At 40.9% G+C, this 22,127-nt stretch carries 19 protein-coding genes; 4 read left to right on the forward strand and 15 right to left on the reverse strand.

All coding sequences use genetic code 11. The annotated features are described in order from the left end of the window. The 3 genes from CP948_RS03835 to ilvD all read left to right on the forward strand — a co-directional run. Positions 1-1,039: TaqI-like C-terminal specificity domain-containing protein (locus tag CP948_RS03835; protein ID WP_274536692.1), on the forward strand; the 1,039-nt coding region annotated here is incomplete at its 5' end. Positions 1,040-1,074: 35 nt separating this feature from the next. After that, positions 1,075-1,752 (forward strand): succinate dehydrogenase/fumarate reductase iron-sulfur subunit, encoded by a 678-nt coding sequence (locus CP948_RS03840; protein ID WP_096601302.1) that lies wholly within the window; start codon positions 1,075-1,077, stop codon positions 1,750-1,752. Between the two features lie 5 nt (positions 1,753-1,757). Next, complete coding sequence (ilvD, locus tag CP948_RS03845) at positions 1,758-3,425, forward strand: dihydroxy-acid dehydratase (protein ID WP_180764085.1); 1,668 nt, start codon at positions 1,758-1,760, stop codon at positions 3,423-3,425. Here ilvD and CP948_RS03850 read toward each other — a convergent pair. From CP948_RS03850 to CP948_RS03875, 6 genes are read right to left on the reverse strand one after another with little or no spacing between them, the layout of a single operon-like run. After that, the gene (locus CP948_RS03850; protein WP_096601304.1) at positions 3,400-4,122 is read right to left on the reverse strand and encodes a YdcF family protein; all 723 of its coding nucleotides are present in this window, start codon (positions 4,120-4,122) and stop codon (positions 3,400-3,402) included. The two genes, ilvD and CP948_RS03850, sit on opposite strands and share 26 nt — an antisense overlap. Next, positions 4,122-4,514 (reverse strand): ExbD/TolR family protein, encoded by a 393-nt coding sequence (locus CP948_RS03855; RefSeq protein ID WP_096601306.1) that lies wholly within the window; start codon positions 4,512-4,514, stop codon positions 4,122-4,124. The genes CP948_RS03850 and CP948_RS03855 overlap by 1 nt, the downstream gene beginning before the upstream one ends. Continuing rightward, positions 4,511-5,125, reverse strand: coding sequence for a MotA/TolQ/ExbB proton channel family protein (locus tag CP948_RS03860; RefSeq protein WP_096601308.1), 615 nt, complete (start codon positions 5,123-5,125; stop codon positions 4,511-4,513). The genes CP948_RS03855 and CP948_RS03860 overlap by 4 nt, the downstream gene beginning before the upstream one ends. 1 nt (position 5,126) lies before the next feature. Then, the gene (locus CP948_RS03865; protein WP_096601311.1) at positions 5,127-7,667 is read right to left on the reverse strand and encodes a tetratricopeptide repeat protein; all 2,541 of its coding nucleotides are present in this window, start codon (positions 7,665-7,667) and stop codon (positions 5,127-5,129) included. Next, positions 7,642-8,277, reverse strand: coding sequence for a phosphoserine phosphatase PspA (gene pspA / locus CP948_RS03870; protein ID WP_096601314.1), 636 nt, complete (start codon positions 8,275-8,277; stop codon positions 7,642-7,644). The genes CP948_RS03865 and pspA overlap by 26 nt, the downstream gene beginning before the upstream one ends. After that, entirely contained in the window at positions 8,271-9,392 is a 1,122-nt protein-coding gene (locus CP948_RS03875; protein ID WP_096601317.1) for a pyridoxal-phosphate-dependent aminotransferase family protein, read from the reverse strand. The genes pspA and CP948_RS03875 overlap by 7 nt, the downstream gene beginning before the upstream one ends. Here CP948_RS03875 and CP948_RS03880 point away from each other — a divergent pair. Next, the gene (locus CP948_RS03880; RefSeq protein ID WP_096601320.1) at positions 9,391-10,245 is read left to right on the forward strand and encodes a DMT family transporter; all 855 of its coding nucleotides are present in this window, start codon (positions 9,391-9,393) and stop codon (positions 10,243-10,245) included. The two genes, CP948_RS03875 and CP948_RS03880, sit on opposite strands and share 2 nt — an antisense overlap. Here the strand turns inward: CP948_RS03880 and CP948_RS03885 are convergent. Genes CP948_RS03885 through CP948_RS03925 form a run of 9 tightly spaced genes read right to left on the reverse strand, consistent with a single transcriptional unit; the run spans position 10,219 to position 22,114 of the window. After that, positions 10,219-10,749 (reverse strand): gamma carbonic anhydrase family protein, encoded by a 531-nt coding sequence (locus CP948_RS03885; protein WP_096601323.1) that lies wholly within the window; start codon positions 10,747-10,749, stop codon positions 10,219-10,221. The two genes, CP948_RS03880 and CP948_RS03885, sit on opposite strands and share 27 nt — an antisense overlap. A 1-nt stretch (position 10,750) precedes the next feature. Next, positions 10,751-11,947 carry a phosphoglycerate kinase gene (locus CP948_RS03890; protein ID WP_425479802.1) on the reverse strand — a complete coding sequence of 399 codons (1,197 nt, stop codon included), beginning with the start codon at positions 11,945-11,947 and terminating at the stop codon, positions 10,751-10,753. Between the two features lies 1 nt (position 11,948). Next, positions 11,949-12,284: a hypothetical protein gene (locus CP948_RS03895; protein WP_096601326.1), complete on the reverse strand. Its 336-nt coding sequence runs from the start codon at positions 12,282-12,284 to the stop codon at positions 11,949-11,951. Then, a complete protein-coding gene (gene trpC / locus CP948_RS03900; protein ID WP_096601329.1) occupies positions 12,265-13,065 on the reverse strand; it encodes an indole-3-glycerol phosphate synthase TrpC in 801 nt (266 codons plus the stop codon). The genes CP948_RS03895 and trpC overlap by 20 nt, the downstream gene beginning before the upstream one ends. After that, positions 13,065-13,655 carry a sulfurtransferase TusA family protein gene (locus tag CP948_RS03905; protein ID WP_096601332.1) on the reverse strand — a complete coding sequence of 197 codons (591 nt, stop codon included), beginning with the start codon at positions 13,653-13,655 and terminating at the stop codon, positions 13,065-13,067. Before CP948_RS03905 ends, trpC begins: the two co-directional genes overlap by 1 nt. A 9-nt stretch (positions 13,656-13,664) precedes the next feature. After that, positions 13,665-14,522 (reverse strand): hypothetical protein, encoded by an 858-nt coding sequence (locus CP948_RS03910; protein ID WP_096601335.1) that lies wholly within the window; start codon positions 14,520-14,522, stop codon positions 13,665-13,667. Positions 14,523-14,531: 9 nt separating this feature from the next. After that, positions 14,532-16,727: a penicillin-binding protein 1A gene (locus CP948_RS03915; protein WP_096601338.1), complete on the reverse strand. Its 2,196-nt coding sequence runs from the start codon at positions 16,725-16,727 to the stop codon at positions 14,532-14,534. A 3-nt stretch (positions 16,728-16,730) separates the two neighbouring features. Beyond that, on the reverse strand, positions 16,731-19,076 hold the full coding sequence (locus CP948_RS03920) for a hypothetical protein (RefSeq protein ID WP_096601341.1): 2,346 nt from the start codon (positions 19,074-19,076) through the stop codon (positions 16,731-16,733). Beyond that, positions 19,076-22,114, reverse strand: a complete 3,039-nt coding sequence (locus tag CP948_RS03925) for a helicase-related protein (RefSeq protein ID WP_096601344.1) — start codon at positions 22,112-22,114, stop codon at positions 19,076-19,078. The genes CP948_RS03920 and CP948_RS03925 overlap by 1 nt, the downstream gene beginning before the upstream one ends. Between the last annotated feature and the right edge of the window lie 13 nt (positions 22,115-22,127).

Consider the following 22,127-nt stretch of genomic DNA (forward strand, 5'->3'; position numbering starts at 1 on the left):
CTATGAACTTTACGATCTGTTTGTGTTTTTTGTTTCTCATTCTAATATTATCTCCCCATTGTGGGGAGCTTTTTTGCTATTTTTTAAACAGTCTCAAAGCTGGGAAAATACCCGAAAGCTTATCTTAGAGGAAAACCAACTCCTTACACTCGTAGATATAACTGAAGCTTTCCAAAGGGTAAAGTTGGAGCAAGTGATAGTTATATGTAGAAAATTGAAAAATCATAGCTTGAATTATATCTTCAAAACAGGTGATTACTGGAGAGACAAAATACAGATAAATTCACAGATAAGTTCTGATTTGGCAAGAAAGTTAGGAATTTTACCAATATATATAGACAATCAAAAGCTTACCATCTACCAAAAACTCATTAGTGGTAGCGAACCATTAGGCATTATAACTAAAACCTTTAGAGGTTTGCAATATCAAAGCAGATTGGCACAAGAAGGCTATGAAGTTTTAAGAGGTGATAACATAAAAAAGTATAGAACCATCAAACCGTTAGATAAAGTAGCCTTATCAAGTGAAGGGTTAAATAACCAAAAAGTCCAAAAACTGATGAAGCCTAAAATCGTTTCACAAAACATCATAGCTCATGTAAAAAATCCTTATGACAGAATTATAGTTATGGCTACCTACGATAAAGATGGTTTGCTTACGCTGGATACTGTTATGAATACATATATATTGTCAAAGGACTATTCATATGAATACATACTTGGAATTTTAAATTCACGACTTGCGGAATGGTTCTATTATTGGTTTATTTATAACAGAGCGGTAAGAACTATGCATTTTGACGAGTATTATATGGGAAGATTGCCAATAAAGAAAATTACCCCCCAAAACCAGCACATAGTCCAGCAGATAGAAAACCTTGTAGATCAAATACTAAACCTTACCCAATCTGAGGACTACGAAACCAACCCAACCAAACAAGCCCAAGTCCAAGAACTTGAAAAACAGATAGATAAGCTTGTTTATGAGCTTTACGGACTCACTCCAGAAGAGATAGCAATAATAGAAGGCAACGCTTAGGTCATTTCATCTAAAAAGGTGTATATTTTTATAGCATGGTTTTGCGCCTGAGGATAAGAAGAGAAGACCCCCAAAAGGGAACATGCTATTACCAAAGCTTTGAGGTCCCCTACGAAGAGGGCATGACTTTTCTCTCTGCCTTTCAGAAGATAAAAGAGCAGTATGACGAGACGCTTACCTTTAGGCAGTTCTGTAGGGCAGGTATATGTGGCACTTGTACCGTGTATATAAACGGCTTTCCAAAGCTTGCCTGTAAGGAACAGGTCCTACCCTATGTCATCTCCAACACGGAGGTGATCATAGAACCCCTCAAGGGCTTTAGGGTAATAAGGGACTTGGCGGTGGATAACGAGAAGGTAATAAGAAAGATAAAAGAGATCAGGGCTTGGATAAAGGAGTATGCAGGAGACCCAAGGATACCCCCAGAAGTGAGCAAAAAGTTAGAAAGCTCTGCGGATTGCATACTGTGTTTTGCATGTCAATCCTACTGCCCGCAGGTGATGGAAGAGGAGTACGCAGGTCCCCTTATCTTTGCAAAACTCTATAGGTTCTTAGAAGATCCAAGGGAAGAAAATTCTCAAGTGAGACTCGTACAGGCTATACAAGAAGGTAATCTCTATCACTGTCTTTCTTGCAACAAGTGTAATCATGTGTGCCCAAAGGAAGTAGAGCCAGCAACGCTTATAAGAGAAATAATGACTTACGGAGGTTAAGTATCATGTTTAGAAGTGATAAGGTTAAAAAAGGGATAGAAAGAGCGCCTCACAGGGCTTTACTTAGAGCTTGTGGACTTTCTGATGATGATTTTGATAAACCTCTTATAGGAATAGCCAACTCTTACATAGACATCATCCCGGGACATGTGCATCTGAGAGAGTTCGTACAGCCTATAAAAGAAGAGGTAAGAAAAGCGGGTGGTGTTCCTATAGAGTTTAATGTTATAGGGGTAGATGACGGTATAGCCATGGGACACTACGGTATGCATTACTCTTTGCCTTCCCGTGAGCTCATAGCGGATAGCATAGAAACCGTCGTAGAAGCTCACCAACTTGATGCTCTTATATGTGTTCCTAACTGCGATAAGATAGTTCCGGGTATGCTTATGGCAGCTGCAAGGCTTAACATTCCTACCATATTCATAAGCGGTGGACCCATGCTGGCTGGAGAAGTAAACGGTAAAAAGGTAGACCTCATAAGCGTTTTTGAGGGTATAGGACAGCTCAAAACAGGAAAAATGGACGAGAAACAGCTGAAAGTTATAGAAGAGCATGCCTGCCCTACATGTGGGAGCTGTTCTGGTATGTTTACTGCTAACTCTATGAATTGTATAACGGAAGTGTTAGGTCTTGGACTTCCGGGGAACGGCACAATCCCTGCGGTAGACCCAAGGAGGGAGCTTTTGGCAAGGCAGGTGGCAAGACAGATAATGGAGCTTCTCAAAAGAAACATAAGACCAAGAGATATCCTTACCCTTGAAACCTTTGATAATGCCTTTGCGGTAGATATAGCTATGGGAGGCTCTTCTAACACTATACTGCACCTTTTAGCTATAGCCAAAGAGGCTGGTATAGACTATCCCCTCTCAAGGATAAACGAAATATCAAAGAAGACGCCAACCCTTTGTAAGATATCACCTGCTTCTGAGTATCACATACAGGATCTTGATTATGTGGGAGGCATCCCCACACTTCTCAAGGAGCTCATAAGGGGTGGTTATCTTCCTCATCCTGATCAAATTACCGTCAGCCTTAAAACTCTTAGGGAAATAGCTATGTCAGCACCAGACGCAGATGGAAGCGTGATAAGAACTGTGGAGAATCCTTATTCTGAAGAAGGTGGTATAGCTATACTCTTTGGTAATTTAGCTCCAGAGGGTTCTGTGGTAAAAACTGCGGGTGTGGACCCTAAAATGCTTACCTTTAGAGGAAAAGCCATATGCTTTGACTCAGAAGAAGAGGCCATAGAAGGTATACTGGGAGGTAAAGTAAAACCCGGTCATGTGGTGGTTATACGCTATGAGGGTCCAAAGGGTGGACCTGGTATGAGGGAAATGCTGTCTCCCACATCTGCCATAATGGGTATGGGATTGGGTGATAAGGTGGCTCTCATAACGGATGGGAGATTTTCCGGTGGAACGCGCGGTGCGTGTGTGGGACACATATCCCCTGAGGCAGCAAGTGGTGGTCCTATAGGCATAGTGCAGGACGGGGACGAGATTCTCATAGACATACCCAATAGGAGAATAGAACTGCTGATAAGCGAGGAAGATTTCAAAAAGAGAATGGAAAGCTTTGTACCCAAACAGAAGGAGATAAGAAGTCCTTGGCTCAGAAGGTATGTGAAGTTTGTAAGCTCAGCCTCTAAGGGAGCTGTATTGGAAGCTTAAGGGACATAAGGGCAAAGTATTCACGGAGAGCTTTCACAGAATCGTTAAGTACGCTCATTTTGGGAAGCAGACTATAAAGATTATATTTCATATCTCTCTTAAAGTCTGTGGGATAGGGTGTAATGTGAAGTCCTTCTCTTTCAAAAAGTGAAACCGCTCTTGGCATGTGATAGGCAGAGGTGATCAGAACTATTCTTTTGTAATTTCTCTCTTGGCACACTTTTTTAACATACATGGCGTTCTCTTTGGTATCCCTACTTCTGACTTCCGTTATCATGTCCCTTTTGTCTACCCCAAGGTCCAAGAGAATAGACTTCATGATTTCCGCATCGGGAAGGTTCTCAGCTCCACCTGAAAGTATGATAGGCAGACCCGTCTTTTTATGAAGAGTAAGGGCGGTCAGAAGTCTTTTCATGGAGTCTTCTTTGAGTATTCCTGTACTGTAAGAGCCTCCTCCTAAAACTACCAAGGCATCTCCTTCTATCCTTTCAGGCACGGGAAACTCGTTCTCTAATGGTGTGAAGAGAGCATCTTTTACAGGCTCTATAGAAAGCAAATAAAGGCATAGAGCACAGGTCATAGAAAAATAGTAAGTAAACTTTTTCTTTCTTTCAAAGAAGCTTATTAGTAGGAAAGCCAATATAAAAAAGCCTGGTGGTAGAAAAAGGGAGGAAAGAATTTTTTTAAGAAAGAACATCACCTTCTTGTTCTTGTAGCTATGATCACATCCTGAACTTTTTCCCTTTTGGCTATGTCCATGAGTGCAACCACATACTTGTGAAGTGTATCCTCGTCAGCCTCTATCACTAAGGAGCTTGGTTTTTTACTTTGTATCTGTTTATCCAAGTCATCAAGGCTTAAGGTTTTTCCTTCGTATACATAAGAACCATCCTTTAAAACTTGAACCCTCATAACGGTGAGCACCTTTTTTTCACCTTCTTGAGCAAAAGGAAGCTTAACCGCAAGGAAGGTCATAGGGGATTGAAAGGCAAGTATTGCCAAAAACAGAAACACTGCAAGAAGCGTATCCACCAAAGGCACCACATCTATGTAAGCCCTCTCGTCGTAGCTTAGCCTTTTCCTTCTCATTTGAGGACCCTCAGGGTTTCTGTAAGCTCTTGTTCTATCCTGTCAAGAATGCTGTTGCCCATTATCCTAAAGATCCAGTAAGCGAGCAACGCAGGTATCGCAACCGCAAGACCTGTGGCTGCAGATATGAGCGCTTCACTGATACCCGTAGCTAAAAGAGCTACACCTTGCTCTGTCTGTGCAACTGCAAAAGCGGAAAATACCTTTATAAGACCTGTTATAGTACCAAACAGACCTATAAGAGGAGAAACGCTCGCTATGGTAGAGAGCAAGGCGAGGTTCTTTTCCACCTTGGGAGCAAGTAGAGAAACCTCAAAGCTAAGATCCGACATGAGTATTCTTTTGTCCGCCTTACCTTCTTTGTACTCTTCCAGCAAACGATAGAGTATTTGGCTTGCGGGTGAGTTATCCAAAGAGAGTAGCTTTAGAGCACCTTCTACATCTCCACTTGCAAGCAGGGATCTTACATCTTTGACGGATTTGGACAGCATACTCCCAAACCTAAGGTTAAAAAGCCGTTCTACAATGAGTGCCCAAGAGACGAGGGAAAGAAAAACAAGCACATAAACTGCAAATCCTCCTTTTTCAAGCAAGCTAAAGAGAGTGTCCATCTTACCTCACCTCACATTTAGGTAGTTCCCTTCTGAGAGAGTTTATCACACTTAGTTCCTCTTTTGAAGCGGTTTCCAAATTAGCTTTTTCAAGAAAACAGGACGCATCACGCTTTGCATTTAGTTCTATGAGCACTTTAGCACCCTCTATTACCGCTTTGTTATAAAGAGGCGAATCTTTATGATTTACCGTTATGTCCACTAAGTCTTCTAAGGCTTTCCTTTTTTCGTTTTCTTTCAGGTAATCAAGAGCGGACAGATAAAGAGCCTGAGGTCTTATTTGTGGGTCTTTGCTAAGCTTAAGATAATCCAGATAACTTCTGTCTTGGGATGTCTTATAAAGCTCTAAAAGATAGGTTTCAAACTCCTGAGTTCTGTATCTCTTTTGCATAAGAGCCTTTGCCAACCTTTGAGCATCTTGATCATCCCCTAAGGACATGTATATACCTATTGCCTTGACTTTATCCTCATCTTCACCTTCTGCAAGGAGGTCCGCAATGCTCTTTTTGTCTCCTACTTGCGTATAAAACTCTATAAGCTCATCGCGGGCTTGTTTTCTCTCTTGAGCATTACCTTCCTTGTAGACTTTGTAAAGAAGCACGGCTTTTTTCCCTGGGTCTCTTTCCAAATGTGCCAGCTCAAGTATAGCCTTATATTTGAGTGGACTGTTCATAAGCTCAATAAGTATAGCCTTTGCCTTTTCTTCCTGACCGCTCTTTATGTATGTTTTGGCAAGCTGGTATCTGAGCTCATCAGACATGGGAGAATTAGGGTAATTTTTAAGGTAGTTTTCCAGCAATGTTTCCATCTGTTTGTCCCCAATCTCCTTACCACCCATACCTATAAGAGCAAGTGTGGCGTACTTGGCATACTCAGAATTGGGATAATTGCTCAGAACTTGGTAGTAGTACTCCTTTGCAAGATCAAGCTTTCCTTCGTTATAAAGGGCATCTCCGAGTTTTAAAAGAGCCTTTGGTTTGAGCGGACTGTTTTGGGATATGGAATTAAAGTAGTGAATAGATGCTTGGTAATTACCTTCTAAGAAGTACGATAGTCCTATGAGGTAAAGTTCTTCGTCGCCTTTTTCTGTTAAAAAGCTCCTTGCCAACTTGGTATCTCCCAAGAATAGCGCAGACTTTGCTTTAAGTAGCCTCTCTTTTAGTGAATTTCTGTTTTGGAGTAATTGCAGTACTTGATTGTAGTCTTTCATGTTAAAGTAAGCCAAAGCCTTATAGTAAGGGTCATCAAGGTAGATTACCGCCTTGTCCCAATCGCCTTTTTTGAAGTAAAACCAGCCCGTGTATTCCCTGTAAAGGTCTGGATATCTGTCCCTTATCTCATCTAAAATGGGTTCCAAGCTTTTATCAGACCAATATGCACTTTCCAAGTACCACTGGTACTCTTCCTTGCTTTTTCTATTTTTTTGTCTTAGGAGTTCGTAAGCTTTTGCGTATTCTCCAAGTTTTATGTAGGAGTATACTGCGTAAAGTACATTCCCTGATTCTAAAAAGTTATAAACTGCAAGCCTGTAATCTCCTGAGTTGTAGGCTATAATGCCTGCCCTGTCAAGAAAGCGTTTATCACCTGTAATGGAATAAGTCAATCTGGAGAGTAGCACATTCTTTGAAGACACTATGCCGTAGAGGTTTTCCGAAAGGGGTGGATTTATAGTTTCCAGTATGCTTGCATAAGATAAAGCGCCTTTGTTATCTCCCCTTTCTGCAGAAATAACGCCAAGATAATAAAGGGCTATGTCTCTGTAAGGTTTTGCCGGTGTTGAGTACTCTTTAAATATTTCTTCTGCTTGTAGAGTTTTACCTTTCTGATAGAGCACTATGGCTTTTCTTAGCCTTAGGCTGTCCGTGTATTTGTTTCCTTCTTTCCCTTCGTAGAACTCAAGCACATACTGGCAGTACTCTTTAAAAACCGCATCCGTGCAAGAGGGCTTTGATATAATGCCAGACTTTATGTTAGCTACCGCTTCCCACATGGGGTCTTTGTTCTGAGGTACCCTGCCAGTGAGTTTAAAGCTAAGGGCGTAGTATGACTCACAGCTTGCCTTTTGGTACATGTGCGAGTACTTACAAGAATCACTAAAGAGTTCTAAGGCTTTATCTTCTTTTCCTTCTTTAGCGTAAATAACACCAAGGACATACTCTGCCATAGGTTTAAAGGGCGATGGCATAGCCACCACCTTAGAGAGTTCTTCTTTTGCAGGTCCGTATTTACCCTCTAAGTAGTAGTCCACACCCAATCTGTAAGATGTGCGATCTTTGGGCTCTCCACAGCTTATGCCACCTTCTTCTTTTAGCGGTTTTATCTGGGTTTGTTCCAACTTATCTGGGGGTTCTAAAAGCCTATAGCTCAGGTTTATAGATTTATCTTCTTGAATTTGTAAAGTTTCCGGAGGTAAGAGTTTGGGTTTTTCTTCTGTAGACTTGCCTATTAGCTGAACGCTCACATCAAACTCTTTTTTTATATCTGCTGACACAAGGAAAAGTCCGCACAAAAGAAGGCTAAATAGCCTTATGAGCTTCCACATAAAGGTCCCCCAAATGGCATGTGATGTTAAGCTTTAGTATAACATTCCTGTGCTCTTCCATGTGCACCACCGAGTAGCTTGCGTTATCACAGCCAAAGCTCCAAAACTTAGACAGATCTATACCTAAAAGGGCACAGTACATAGCGCGTATAGGAACTGTATGAGATACCACAACCACCGTCTTGTCTCTGTGCTTTTCTTTTACATCATCAAGAAATTCCTTTACCCTACTGAAAACCGATCTGAGACTTTCCCCTCCGGGAAACTCCACCTTATGAGGCTCTTCAATCCACCTTGTGAAATCCTCCGGGTACTTTCCCATAACTTCTTCCACGAGCATGCCAGACCAAACACCGTGGTCTATCTCTATTATTCTATCCTCTTTTATAACATCAAGACCCTTTACTTTGGCTATCTCCAAAGCGGTTGCGTATGTTCTTTTCAGAGGTGAAGAGTAGATGGTGTCTACGCGTTCTTTTGAAAGTTCTTGGGCAAGGAGTTTAGCTTGCCGTTTTCCTCTCTCAGATAGGTCTGGGTCAAGAAGTCCCTGATACCTTCCTACAGGATTCCACTCACTTTCTGCATGGCGCACAAGGATCAACTTTACCATAGTCCAGATTCCATTAAAGCCTGCGAGTACTCAGCTACAGCACTACCCAACTGCACGCTGTAGCCCAGTTTTTTTAGCACCACTTCCAAAACACCTATAAGCATAAGCCCATCCTTATCGCTCACACCCATGTGAGATATCCTGAATATCTTCCCTTTGAGATGATCCTGACCGCCTGCTACCCTTATGCGATGCTTTAGAAGCTCTTTGCGTATCTTTTCCGCATCTTGGCTTTTTACTGCTGTTAGGGATATGGAAGGTATTTCTGGGAAGATATCAAGACCCAACTTCCTTATAGCTCTTCTTGTGCCTTCTGATATAGCCCTGTAGCGCTTCTCCACTTTGTCCATACCCTCTTCCAAAAGCATGGAAAGAGATTCCTTTAACCCCAGTATGAGACTTATGGCTGGTGTCCATGCAGTTTGACCTTCTTTCTGTTTGTTTAGCTCTTTCCTTACACTAAAATAAAAGGCTCTATCTTTTAACCTATCCTGAGCTTTCTGAGAAAACCACAAAAGGGAAAGTCCTGGAGGTAGCATGAAAGCCTTTTGAGAACCACCCACCAGCACATCAATACCTACAGAAGGTCTTATATGATACACACCCAGCGCAGTTATAGCGTCCGCAACCAAAAGGGCATCGCTCTCTTTACATACCTGTGCTATTTCCTCCACGGGATGGTAGCTACCTGTAGAGGTTTCAGATATCTGAAGCAAGACTCCCATACAGTCAGGATGTTCCTTAAGAAAGTCCCTAATCCGTTCTGGGTCTGCAGATTTTCCCCATTCTACACTGTACTCTATAACATTTAACTTCCAATGTTTGGCAAGCAGAAGCCACCTTTCGCCAAACTTCCCACCGTTGACTACTAAAACCTTCTGCCCCTCTTCAAAGAAATTCAAAATTGCGGATTCCATAGCGCCTGTGCCAGAAGAGGAAAAAAGCACAAAATTGTCAGAAGGGTCTTCCAGTAGCCTTTTTATAAGCTCCCTTACCTCCAAAAATACCTGTCTGAACTCATCTGTCCTGTGATGAATTATCTGCCTGCCTAGGACTTCTCTTACCCTGTCTGGGATCTCAACGGGTCCGGGTGTGAAGAGCCTTTCTTGATACATGTTAAACTATTTTATCTTAATGCTGGGTCTTTTGCTTGCTTTCTTGTCTTCTTTCTTTTGGGCTACTAACGACCTCATCACTAAAAAGCTCATACATAAGGGTTTTGACGAATACCTACTGCTATGGGTAAGGTTTCCCGTGGCTTCCTTACTTTTACTGCCCCTTGGTGTGCTTTTTTGGGATTTAGATGCCTTTGTTTTACTCAGCACTTTTCTTTGGCTTCCTGTGGAGGTTGTGGCAGGCGTGTTTTTTATAAAGGCACTAAAGTACGCTCCTCTTTCTGTAGCTATGTCCTTTTATTCTTTCATGCCCTTCTTTTCTGCCCTCTTTGGCTTCCTACTCTTGAGAGAAACTCCAAACTTTTTGGGACTTATCGGTATGCTTCTTATGATGGTGGGAACTCTGTTTTTGACGGGTTTTTCCCCTACAGAGTTTTTTAGGAAAAATGTAGGCAGTCTTTACATGATCATCTCTACATCGCTTTTTGGTTTTAATACGGTTTTTGGTAAGATGGTGGTTATAAACAGCAACCCCTTCTTTTTCAGCTGGTACTACACCTTTTGTATGTCTTTTGGTACTCTACTTTTGGTAGATAGGCACCATATAATCAGAGGAGAGAATTACAAGGACAAAAGATTTATTGTCTTAGGTGTATTTTTTGCTTTGGGCACTTTACTTTATAACTCAGCCCTTCTTTACGCCCCTGTATCTTATGTGGCAGCCATGGAGAGAGTTTCCCTACTTCTTAGCATGGTTTATTCCAGGATTTTTTTGGGTGAGGCTGTTAGTCATTTGCTCCCGGGCGCTTTCTTTATGCTTATAGGTTCATTGCTTCTGAGTATGAGTTTCTAAGTATGAGTTTTTATAAGCTACATAGTTTCTTGATGACTCCTCTATGAGCTTTATCTCCTCTGGCTTTAGGTCTCTGACTATCTTGGCAGGAAGCCCTGCTACTAGCACACCTGATGGTATCTTTTTACCCGGCGTCAGAAGAGCACCAGCTCCTATGATCACATAATCCTCTACTTCTACGCCATCCATAACTATAGCTCCCATCCCTACGAGAATACGGTTTTTGAGTACGCATCCGTGCAAAACTACCCTATGTCCTACGGTGACATCATCACCTATAATGGTAGGATATCTTTCACGAGTCACATGCACTACGCAGTTGTCCTGAATGTTAGTCCTTTTGCCTATTCTTATGTAATGGACATCACCTCTTATGACAGTACCGTACCATACAGAGGAGTCCTCGCCTATTTCCACATCCCCTATCACAACTGCGTTCTCCGAAAGATAGACGGTGGGGTGTATGCGTGGATGTATACCCCCGTATGGCTTTACGAGAGCCACATTAGTCCTCCAAATTGTCAAGTACCTCTATGCACGGAAGAGTATTACCTTCAAGAAGTTCCAAAAAGGCACCACCACCTGTTGAGACAAAATCTATGGAGTTATACACCCCAGCTCTGTGTATGGCGTGATCTGTATCTCCACCACCTGCAATGGTAAGAGCGGAAGAATTAGCCAGCATCTTGGCAGTCTCATAAGTGCCATCTTCAAATCTGTCAAGCTCAAAAGCACCCATAGGACCGTTCCATATTATGGTCTGAGCGTCAGAAATTATTTCTCTAAGCAGAGATACGGATACTGGACCTATATCAAGCCCCATCCATCCTTGGGGTATTTCCTGCCAAGGCACAAGCTTTGTGGGAGTTCTCTCGGAGAGCTCCTTACCCAGCACAAAGTCCACAGGAAGATAAAATTTTACTCCCAGCTTTTTGGCAATCTCCATTATGTCTCTTGCGGTCTGTAAATAGCTTTCTTCCACTATAGAACTTCCCACCTCGTATCCCATAGCCTTTATGAAGGTAAAAGCCATGGCACCACCTACAAATATCTTGTCCACCCTTTTGAGCAGGTTCTTTATTATACCTATCTTAGAAGATACCTTCACACCTCCCAGCAAGGCAACCACAGGCCTTTGGGGATTTACCATGGCTTTTTCAAAGTAGGATATTTCCTTCTCAAGGAGAAAACCCATAACTGCAGGCTTGAGAATTTTAGGTACTGTATAAACAGAAGCATGCTTTCTGTGGCATGTACCAAAGGCATCACTTACATAAACCTCTCCTAAACTTGCAAGTTCTCTCGCAAAGCCCTCGTCGTTTTCCTCTTCCTCTTTATGAAACCTTAGATTTTCAAGGAGCACAACATCTCCTTCCTTCATCTTATCCACTAATGCCTTCACACCAGGACCCACGCAGTCCTCAGCCATTATCACATCCTTGTTTAAGTATCTTGAGAGCCTTTTGGCAACAGGAAGTAAGCTGTACTTCTGGTCTTTCCCCTTAGGTCTTCCCAGATGCGACATAAGTATGACCTTAGCTTTTGCATCCAGCAGATACTCAATAGTAGGGAGAGATGCCCTTATTCTCGTATCATCCTCTATATTCCCCTGCTGGTCTATAGGTACATTAAAATCAACCCTGACAAGTACCCTTTTACCAGAAACATTTATATCCCTTAGTTTCTTCTTTCTGAGCACCATGTCAAAAGTCTAAGTCTATATCTTCGTCATCAAGTTCCACGCTTTGGTCGGATGTAAAAATACCTCTTAAGTTCATGGCTATATTCTTTAAGGTTTCAAGATAGTAAAGCACATCTTCGTAAATGTGCATCTGAGCTTTGTATTTGCTAACATCTTCGTAAGATAACTTCTTTGTCTTGAGAAGTTTTTTGACAGCAAGTCTTGACATGTAAGCTCTTGAAAACTTTTCCTGCCACTCTTTCCAAAAATCCTGAGTGTTCACAGGGCTTTTGACTATAAAATACTCAAGATTGGACATCTCTTCCAAAAGCTGGACATCAAGGGGAGTGTTTTTCATAGATTACCTCCTTATTATCATTATAACCCAAAAGTTCTCTTAGCTTTTTTGCTGGGTCTGGACTTTTCATAAGAGTTGTGCCTATCAGAAAGGCATCAACACCTAAGCTCTCAAGCTCAACCACATGCTCTCTTTGACTTATACCACTTTCCGCAATTATATAACTTGCTCCCATGCTTCTTATCTGGGGTGCAAGCCTTTTGGATAGGTTCATATCCACCTTGAGGGTGTCCAGGTCCCTATTGTTTATACCTATGACCTTTGCACCCGCCTTGATGGCTCTTTCTCCTTCCTGAAGACTAAAGACTTCCACAAGAGGGGTTAAAGAGAGCTCATAGGCGTAATCTATAAGATCCTTAAGAAGTGAGAAATCAAGTATTCGTGCGATCAAAAGCACAGCGTCCGCACCAAAGGCTTGGGCTTCCTCTATCTGCACAGGGTCTATGATAAAGTCCTTTCTGAGTAAAGGAAGTCTTATTGTCTGCCTTACTTGATATAGGTCTTCAAGAGAGCCATTAAAGTAGGTTTGGTCTGTGAGGACAGATACCGCTATGGCACCTGCACTCTCGTATATCTTTGCCTGATGAACCACGGAAACTTCCCTTATCTTACCTTCTGACGGAGAGGCTTTTTTAATTTCCGCTATGATCTTGGTACCTTCCACGCGCATGGCAGACTCAAAGGGTAGAACATCCTTTCTTTTTGGAAAATCCGAGCGCCTCTCTTTTGCCCTCTTTACCTCTTCCTTTTTCCTCTCCAGTATGCTTTCAAGAAAGCCCATTAAGGATAAACTCTCCTGTAAGATTTTCCTTCCTTTTTATATATGGCTTCAACACCAAAACCGCTTTTGAGAAGTTCATCATATATACTCTTTGCCTTTTGGTAGCCTCTAATAGCCATTACCACACCACACCGAGGGTCTATTTCGTCGGGTATAGGTATGAGTTTTGCTCTACCTTTAAGGAATTTCTCCGCTCTTGTACCTTCAGATATGGCACTAAAGGTTATAAAATGGTCAGGTTTTTTTGTGAAAGGATTCAATTGCATGAGTATGTGCCTTATGTGTAATTTTACACCCAAGGCATGAAACTTTATCCAATACCAAAGGGATGGTTCAGCTCCAACAGAGCTCTTTCTTATCTGAACTATCACTCTGTTATCTTCCTTTTTGATACTTAAAATCTCGTTGCCCGTTTGCATACACCAGTTTCTTATGTCCAGTTCAAAACCAGGGTCTGTAGAAATTACAGTGAGCACATCTCCTTCGCTCAGTCTTTTTATATGCTCTGAGGTCATTACTACAGGTAGGGGACACATAAGGCCAGAAAGATCAAGAGTCTTTGCTTGGTATTGTTCTCCAAGGCTATTCATGAGACCACCTCACACCGCAAGTTTGATAGTGTCCTTTTTAACATTATCATCAAAGCCAACTATATATAAATTTAGCAGTTTAGCAGACTTTTCAAGGGTGTTTGTCAGCTCTTTATCGTAAAGTTCAAAGAGTGTGTTGAAGTAAAAGACCACATAAGCTGAACCCTTTTCAAAAAACACAGGTACATACAGAGCTAAACTTTCCTTATCTAAGAGTGCGTCCTTACTCTGTATGTCCCCTTTAGCAATTATGGCTATTTTCTTGAGGGAAAACCTTTCCTTTATGTGCGTGAGAAATTCTTCCGGGGACTTATCCTCTATAGCTCTATCAAGTAAAAAAGACAGATACTCTCTTTCTTTAGCTTCTTTTTCAAACCTTGAGAGATTTTTGGAAAGTTCCCTATAGGATGTCCTAAGTTTTTTAATGTAGTGCCTCTCTTTTCTTATACTGTCAACAAGGTCAGGAGATACAGCGGAAAGGAAGAGTGCAAAAAGCAGAGGAATATAAAGAGTGCTGGATAATCCACCTACAAGTAAAAGTGTGAGAACACAAGCCCAAAACAGAAAAAGAGAAACCGCTGGCAATCTATTTACATAAAATACTGCAGGCGCAAGTAAAGAAAGAGTGCTAATAATATCATGGGTAAAAAAAGCAAGAGGTGGTAGCATGATAAGGTCAACGAACCTTTTTATGTTTCTGGTCTTTGTGGGATAAAGGAAAGGCAGTATGGATAAGCTTACATACACTGTGGTAAGAAAAACAATGATGGCTTTTTGCTCTGTGGGTTTTTTAAAGGCGGACATGATAAACATCAAAGCGATCAAAAGCCTAACTGTTAGAAGTACTAGGTTTACATCCCTTAGCACATTAATATTTTAAGGAACTTCCTTTACTTTTGGTTCTTCTTGTTCCATCTTTTTGAGTATGTCAGGATCCACTATCCCTTTAAGTTCGTCTTCTTGCTTTGCACTGCACACACCTTGAGTACCATCAACAAAGTACATGGGTGTAGGACAGTTAACTAAAACTACACCTTCGGGGACTGGAAAGTCTTCATTGGGATACATAAAGGCGGCAACAGACATAAAGTCAAGCCATATGGGTAAGGCTACTTTTGCTCCTGCCATACCCCTACCCATACTTCTTTTCATGTCATAACCCACCCACACACCAGTAACTATATAAGGTGAGAATCCAACAAACCACGCATCCATATAATCGTTGGTAGTGCCTGTCTTTCCTGCTATTATCCTTCCAAAAGAGCTGGCAGATACCGCTGTTCCCTCAAGGACAACAGCTCTAAGCATATCCACAAGTACTCTTACTTCTTGGGGTGGAAGCACTTGCTCACATTTGGGCTGATGACTTTCTATTACCTTTCCATCAGGAGATACTATTTTTTCTATAAAGTAAGGTTGACACTTTTTGCCCAAGTTGGCAAAAGCTTGGTAAGCGGAGGTAAGCTCAAGGGGTGTGACTTCTATACTACCCAAAGCCATGGAATAATAGGGTTTTAGTTCAATTCCCAAGTCTCTGCCTACCTGTATAGGCATGTCAAAACCTATTTCAGAGAGAAGGTTCACGGTTGCAGTGTTTATACTTTTTGCGAGAGCTGTCCGGAGAGTAACAGTACCGTATTCCTGACCTTCGTAATTTTTGGGTGTCCACTCCTTTCCCGTGGAAGGATCATAGAAACTCTTGGGTGTAGCGTCTATTGTGGATACCTGCGTATAACCCTTCATGAGTGCAGCAAGGTATATGATGGGCTTTATGGCAGAACCTGGCTGGCGCTTTGAATAAACCGCTCTGTTATAGGGGCTTCTCAGATAGGAGTATCCTCCTACCATGGCTCTTATGGCACCCGTTTTTGCGTCCAAAGAAACAAGCGCACCTTCTAAATCTGGTAGTACCTCCGCACTGACCTCTGCTTTCTTTCCTTTCTTTACAAACCTAACAAGCACATAATCTCCTTTCTCCACTGGCATTTGATTTATTTGCACATTAAACTGGTAGTCCTTTACTTCCACCTTTAGGTCTTGGCTGTTTACTTCTAAGACCTTGCCTATGTAAACTTTTCCAGGCTTTAGCTCCACTTTCTGTTCTTGGTACCTTTTTTGAACCTCGTAAGGATCATCTGGCAAAAAGGGTATGCCGTTAGCCTTTGCCACCCTCATTACACCCCTCTTTAGAGCTTCCCGCGCGTGCGCCTGAAGGTCTCTGTCTATGGTAGTATACACCTTATATCCACCTGCCAAAATGGCTTCCCCATAATTCTCCACAAGGTAATCCTTGACATAGTCAAGGAAGTAGTCCATACCGTAATATCTGTTTTCTAACTTGACCTTTATGGGCATAGAAGAGTAGCGTTGTAGCTCTTCTTGGGTTATGTAGCCATCTTCGTACATTCTCTGAAGTACATAGTTCCTGCGTTCTTTGACCTTTTCGGGATTTCTAAAGGGATTGTATTTGGTGGGAGCTTTAGGAAGTCCTGCTAGAAGCGCCGCTTCATCAAGGGTGAGGTCCTTCACATGTTTTCCAAAGTATATCCTTGATGCCGCCTCAACACCGTAAGCACCCTGTCCAAGGTATATGTAGTTTAGGTACATCTCAAGGATCTTGTCCTTACTGAAAGTCCTCTCTATTTTTATAGCCAAAAGCATCTCTTTGAGCTTTCTTTTGAAGCTTTTCTCAGGAGTGAGGAATAAATTTCTCGCAAGCTGTTGAGTTATAGTGGATGCCCCCTGCGCTATTTCCCTCTCTCTTAAGTTGGCTATCAAAGCTCTAAGGACTGCGACGGGATCAATACCAAAGTGCCTGTAAAAGTTCCTGTCTTCTGCAGATATAAAAGCTTCTCTTACATAAGGTGGAATGTCTTTTAAGGGCACATAGTACCTTCTTTGAACTGCTACATCTCCAAAAACTCTACCTTTATAGTCATAAATCAGCGTGGCTTCTGGAGGTTTCCAATCCTTTAGCTTCTCCACAGAAGGAAGATCAAAGGAAAGCACAAATATAGCAAAAAGAGTAAGTACAAAAAAGGCACCAAGGAGTAAAACTAAAAACCTACGCACCTATTACATTATATTCTTATCTCCAGGTATCTTGCTGGCAAGGTATAAAAGTTCGTAAAGGATACCACTTAGTCCCATAGTATAATCACCATGACTCCTTCTTAGCTTTATGTATAGGTTTTTCTTCTTCTGCCAGAGTTCTAATTTAGCGTAAGGTGTTTGGAATGACTCGCTTTCGTATTGAGAAAGAGCAAGGATTGTAAGCAAAAACAAACTTTTCTTTTCCATATAGACCTCGTCCTTCTCCCACCCTGGACCTTCCGTTGAAAAAACTTGAAGGGCAGAATGGTAAAACCACTCACCATTTAAAGAAAGTTGGTCATTGTTCTTGGGGTCTGCTGGTTTTAGTGCTATGCTTACAGTATGTTTTTGGGTGTTTATTTTTAACTCTTTTTTGAGATTTTCAAATTCGCTGGTGTAAATCACAAAACAGTCCTCAGATGCCTTCTCCGAAATATAGGCAATAGGTATCTCGTCATACTCTACAAAAATACTTTGTTTTCTTATTCTTTCCTCCTGAGAAGACCTGCTTATTATGTCATTTATAAATGATTCCTCTTTTTTGCTTGCGGTTATAAAGCAAAACCTTTTGTTGTTTCCCACCCTATCTTCTATCCACTTGATTATCCTATCCCTTTCAAAATCAACTCCACCGGCAAGCACTATAAACTTGTCATCTATTTCAATCCTTACCTTACTACCTTTTATGTGCACAAGGTATGCTTCGTAAAGGTAATGTCTGAAAACTTTCTGATTATTAGGATTGAATCTCTCATAACAAAAGCCCGCAGAAGGCTTTTCAAGAATTACATAAACTGTCAATTCCTCTGGCACCTTAAAGTCCTCAAAATCAAACTCAAGACTCTTGAGGTCTTTCATAAGGCTTATAAAAAGGTTTTTGTAAATACCTTGTATTCCACTAACCTTACCCTCTCCGTATTTAACAAAATTATTTATGGTTTGCTTGTTCAAAGTTTGTACTGGCAAGCTGAAAAAGTCGTAAGCAAGGGAAAAGTGGTCCCAAAAAGGATAGCTACCGTTTGCCTCACGCACATCCGTATCAAGAAGCAGAAGGATAGCATGAGGTTTTTTCCTTTCCTTTGACAGTTCTACAAATCCCTTTAGCCTTGCTATAAAGTAAAGCAAATCAAATAGCAAAATTTTTGATTCATGAAGCCCTAATTCACCCTTTGAGTAATCTATCTTTTTTAGCTCCTCAAAGTGGGGTATAAGGTGGTCAAGGCTAAACTTCTTGTTTATGCTTAGCTTAATCCCTCCCGTAAATTTTTGATACTCTTCTATAGCTTTTTCAAAACCTTTTTTAAAGCCTTCTAACTTTTCTTCCAGGCTTTTTTCGTAAAATACAAAAACCTCAACTTCTTTCTCTGGAATGCTGAAAACTCCATAGCTCAGCTTACCCTCCACCTGCTGTCCCTTTTGAACAAAAACACCAACAGTTTTATCTTTTCTTCCTCCTTTTAAAAGCTCTTTGAGAACTTCCTTCCAATCCCTTCGGAGCCTTTCTAAGAATTTCTCATCACACGCTTTATTAAGTAAGTCTTTTAAAAGTTTTTCTTCTATAGCATACTTCACATCTTCCCACAGGCTTTTGCTATACCGTTCTATCTCTTGAAGAAGTTCGTCAGGCGTTTTTTCTCTTCTAAAAAGTCTTGCTCTGCTTAAAAGTATAGCATTCTCAAAGGTGGAAAAGTCAAAAGGTGCAAGACAACTCAACAGTTTGGATATGGGTGGGCTTTTAAAATCACCCGGAGCAAGATCACTCTCAAGCCTCTCTGAAAAAGAAATAACAGCATGGAGGTAGCTTTTTACTTCATTGTCGTTGGTTAAGTCTTTCCAAAGCCTAAGAAGTGTTTTTCTAAGTTCCCATACCTTTTCCTTACTTAGTTTTTCCTCACCTGTTTCTGGTGGTGTAATAAGCCTTAAAAACACAAGCCCAGAGCTTTTGCTGAATTTTCCGTATGTAGAAACCTCACCCGCTCTTATATGCATGTATTTATCTTTTCTTTGCCTGTAGAAGAAAGCGTTCCTGTCTTTTTTAAAAAGCTCACGAGGTTTATACCACAAAACCTTATCCTTGAGGTAAATAGCTTGACCTTTTAGTTTGTACTCTTTTTTTTCTATAAACTCATTAAACTCTTTTTGTAAGGTTTGCCAGTCCTTAGGGTTTTTTATGAGTTTGTCAAGCAGTATAGCCAAGCCTTCCCTTAGGTTGTCTTCAACAGGATAGAAAAAACCTGCATATACAAAGTTTTTACTTGGTGTAAGTCCCTTTGAAAAAAATTCCATACATTCCAATTTTTCCCGTGCACTTAATTCAAACCCGCTCATTACGATCCCTCCAAAAGCCCTTTTATAAATTCTACAGGAAACTTTACAAACCTTCCACTTAACACTTCAGTGTAGGGGTAATCTTCTGTTAAAGTGATACAGGCATATTCATTTCCACCCACATCGCCAACATAACACTTGGTCATTGGTTCTACAGTTCCCATAAGTACATCTGCACCACCTCTTCCTATCCTTCCTTTTACCTTAAACTCCACCTTCTCTTTGGGTTTTAAGAAGTGCCTTACCAACACCAACGCATATACGGGTACAAGCACGGGAACTTGGTCTTCTTGTCCTGGTAAAAGCTTCCCCATCATCTCTTGCAACTCTTTAGTTTTGTCTTCGTTGTGCTTTTCAAGAATAGGTTTTAGCTTTTCTACGAGCTCTTCCGCTTTCCTCCTTTTTTTGGCATCAAAGCTTGAACGAAGCTTTTGTCTACTAAAGAGCAAATAAGGATGAAAGTAGTTTTCATAAGAGCCTATTTTTAAGTTCACCACGCTTACAGAGAGAGCCTTAAGGAGAGTTTCCCTGAGCTCGTCAAGGTCCTTGTCTTTTTCTATCTGATATAGACCATCTATGAAGTTAAGCACACCTTCAATTTCAGAGATACTGTTGGGTATATAGTAAGTTTTGTATTGGTTAGGTAAAGGCACAAGCACAGTTCCATCAGAGCTTTTAAGAAACTGCTGTATTATTCTTGAAATTACAAAGTCCAGTTCAAGCCTTTGTTCTATACTGTGTTTTCTGTAAAGCAATTCAATTACTTGTCCATCTACCTTTTCCTCGTCAAGGTATTCCTCAATATGATCCAGTATGTATTCGGTAGTAGGCGGTATCACATATATAAGGTGCAGAGTTTTTGTTTCTTGCTCTGTTTTTTTGTCTCCCCTTGCTCGGGATATGGATTGGATTAGTTCCACAAGATTGTTCTCTATGCCCCAGTCGTAGATGACTGCGTATATGTGATTTACTGGTTTATGCTCCCTGCTCAGGTCTATGCCACGAGATATGGCGGAAGTAGAAAGGATTATGTCCTGGTGCCCTTTATTTATACTCTCCTGACTTTTCCTTGAGTCCGCTGTAGCTACGAGAGTTTCAAAGCCTTTACTTTTTAGTTCTCTTTCAAGCTCAGCTAAGTCATCTTTGTTCTGAATGAACATAAGAGCTGTGCTTTTCTCTTTGTCAGTAAATGTTCTTTCTACGATCTGTGCAAGCTTACAGATAAGCTCTTTTCTTCTTTCTTCAAGTTTTGTTTTTTCAAGAAACACAAACCTTCTTACTAAATTCATCTTCGGAGAAGGGTATCCGTGCTTGGCAAAGCAATAGAGTTTTATGCCTTTGTATTCAAAAGACATTTCCTGTTTAAATTCTGTCAGTACTATCGCACTGGGTATAACTTCAAACCTTTCATACTCTTTCAAAAGCTTTTCAAGAAGTGCTGGTGTGTATCCGTTAGCATCAAAAATGTAAAGATTAGCTCTTCCCCCTTTTTGTTCTATTTCCTCTAATAACTTCAAAAGTTCCCCTACGGCAAAAAGACCATTCTGGTGTCCTAAAAACTCATCAAGTATAAAGTGGAAGGTATAGTTCTCACGAATTCGTCCCGACAGAAGATAATCCTTAATGTGCTCCGTTGTGCTTCTTCCTACATGTGTGTTTACTATAGCTTGCTGTGTCAAAAAAGCCCAAATAAAGCGTCTTCCATCTTTTGTAGTGGCACTTTTAACTTTGTCTACTGTTCTTCTTATTATGCCGGACTGAAAAGAAATATCTTGAGCTGTATCTCCCTTCATTTTTACCTTCTTGGCTCTTTCAGTTTCAGCAGTAGTCTTTTTTTCATAAATAAGCTCTAAATCCCGTCTTTGTGTTGCTTTTAAGGTTTGATATTCTCTATCTACAAGCACCTTGCGGGTTGCAAAGTAAAAAACTATGTGATTTCCTTCCAAGTTAAGTATCAAATCTCTTGTTTGGGAAGTTTTTCCGCTCCCTGCAGAATGAAGAAGACATATGGCTTTAACGGGCTGATCCAACTGTAAAAACCACTCGAGTCTTTCCTTCACATCCTTCCTTGCCTGCTCTATGGGGTCTGGTTCTATATCTAATACTTCCTCTTCTCTTCTCTTCACTTCTTGAATAAGGTCCTCTATTTTTTCCTGAGTTTCTTTGATTAGTCTGCTTATTCTTGCTTTTGAGGTGGCGTCTACTTCTTCATACTCCCAGGTTTTTTCTCTTATTTTATCGTATAGCTCTCTAACTTTTTCTCTATAAGGTTCTAAACTATTTCCTTCAAGGTAAAAGCGAGCAACAAATGGCTCCGCAAGAGGGTAAAGCAAAGAAAGACAAACTTCTTTTAGATCTTCTCTTGGGTTCTCAGAAAGGTAATCCACCGCATAGGAAAGAACTTGCAAAAAGCCTTTTAGCTCTGTTGACGCAGATTTAAGGGTAAGTAGCTTGTCTTCAACATTGAGAACATTTCGCACAAACCTTTCAAAGTTTAGCTCTCCCAAAGATAGATTAACTGGAAGACCATAGACTTTGTAAGGGATACTATCTTCCTTGGTAGTGAAAAGCTTATTTATTCTACTGTATGCACCAGCCAGCTTAAAATCAACAACATAAAGCGTGTCGTCCGCTACAAAGAGCAAGTCTGTGTTGTGATATATACCTGCCTTTAAGCTCTCTTCACCTATGTGATACTTTATAAGCTCTAGTTTTTTAAGCTTTTTCTGATAAAAATATCCTTCGTAGTAGCCGGTAAGGAAAAGAAATAAGAGGTAGTTATGCAAAGAGTTTTCATGTCCTAAGGCTGTTAGTTCTTTTGGAGGGTTTTCCGTAGGTTCAAAAGGTATGTTTCTTTCAAGGAGTTCCAGAGCAGGAAGGCAGGCATGCTTTCCTTCAAGACTTTCTATCTCTCCTCTTAACTTCGCAAAAACCTGCTTTTGCTTAAAACTATCGTAATCTTCAACTCTGTCCTTTAAAAAGCCAAGCTTAAAAGCACACTCAAAAACAAGCCCTAAAAAGCTTACCTCCCACTTCATGGCTTTTTAATTA

Origin of the sequence: Hydrogenobacter hydrogenophilus, from assembly GCF_900215655.1 — a bacterium.
Taxonomy (GTDB): domain Bacteria; phylum Aquificota; class Aquificia; order Aquificales; family Aquificaceae; genus Hydrogenobacter; species Hydrogenobacter hydrogenophilus.

Bases quoted from the DNA above. Each gene is read 5' to 3' on its own strand.
- CP948_RS03905 (WP_096601332.1), bottom strand. From the start codon at position 13,655: ATGAATAGCCTTGGAGAACAATACCAAGCAAAGACTCTTGATCTTTCT.
- CP948_RS03865 (WP_096601311.1), bottom strand. From the start codon at position 7,667: ATGTGGAAGCTCATAAGGCTATTTAGCCTTCTTTTGTGCGGACTTTTC.
- CP948_RS03895 (WP_096601326.1), bottom strand. From the start codon at position 12,284: ATGAAAAACACTCCCCTTGATGTCCAGCTTTTGGAAGAGATGTCCAAT.
- CP948_RS03925 (WP_096601344.1), bottom strand. From the start codon at position 22,114: ATGAAGTGGGAGGTAAGCTTTTTAGGGCTTGTTTTTGAGTGTGCTTTT.
- CP948_RS03850 (WP_096601304.1), bottom strand. From the start codon at position 4,122: ATGTTCTTTCTTAAAAAAATTCTTTCCTCCCTTTTTCTACCACCAGGC.
- CP948_RS03840 (WP_096601302.1), top strand. From the start codon at position 1,075: ATGGTTTTGCGCCTGAGGATAAGAAGAGAAGACCCCCAAAAGGGAACA.
- CP948_RS03920 (WP_096601341.1), bottom strand. From the start codon at position 19,076: ATGAGCGGGTTTGAATTAAGTGCACGGGAAAAATTGGAATGTATGGAA.
- CP948_RS03875 (WP_096601317.1), bottom strand. From the start codon at position 9,392: ATGTATCAAGAAAGGCTCTTCACACCCGGACCCGTTGAGATCCCAGAC.
- pspA (WP_096601314.1), bottom strand. From the start codon at position 8,277: ATGGTAAAGTTGATCCTTGTGCGCCATGCAGAAAGTGAGTGGAATCCT.
- CP948_RS03860 (WP_096601308.1), bottom strand. From the start codon at position 5,125: ATGGACACTCTCTTTAGCTTGCTTGAAAAAGGAGGATTTGCAGTTTAT.
- CP948_RS03880 (WP_096601320.1), top strand. From the start codon at position 9,391: ATGTTAAACTATTTTATCTTAATGCTGGGTCTTTTGCTTGCTTTCTTG.
- CP948_RS03855 (WP_096601306.1), bottom strand. From the start codon at position 4,514: ATGAGAAGGAAAAGGCTAAGCTACGACGAGAGGGCTTACATAGATGTG.
- trpC (WP_096601329.1), bottom strand. From the start codon at position 13,065: ATGGGCTTTCTTGAAAGCATACTGGAGAGGAAAAAGGAAGAGGTAAAG.
- CP948_RS03890 (WP_425479802.1), bottom strand. From the start codon at position 11,947: ATGGTGCTCAGAAAGAAGAAACTAAGGGATATAAATGTTTCTGGTAAA.
- ilvD (WP_180764085.1), top strand. From the start codon at position 1,758: ATGTTTAGAAGTGATAAGGTTAAAAAAGGGATAGAAAGAGCGCCTCAC.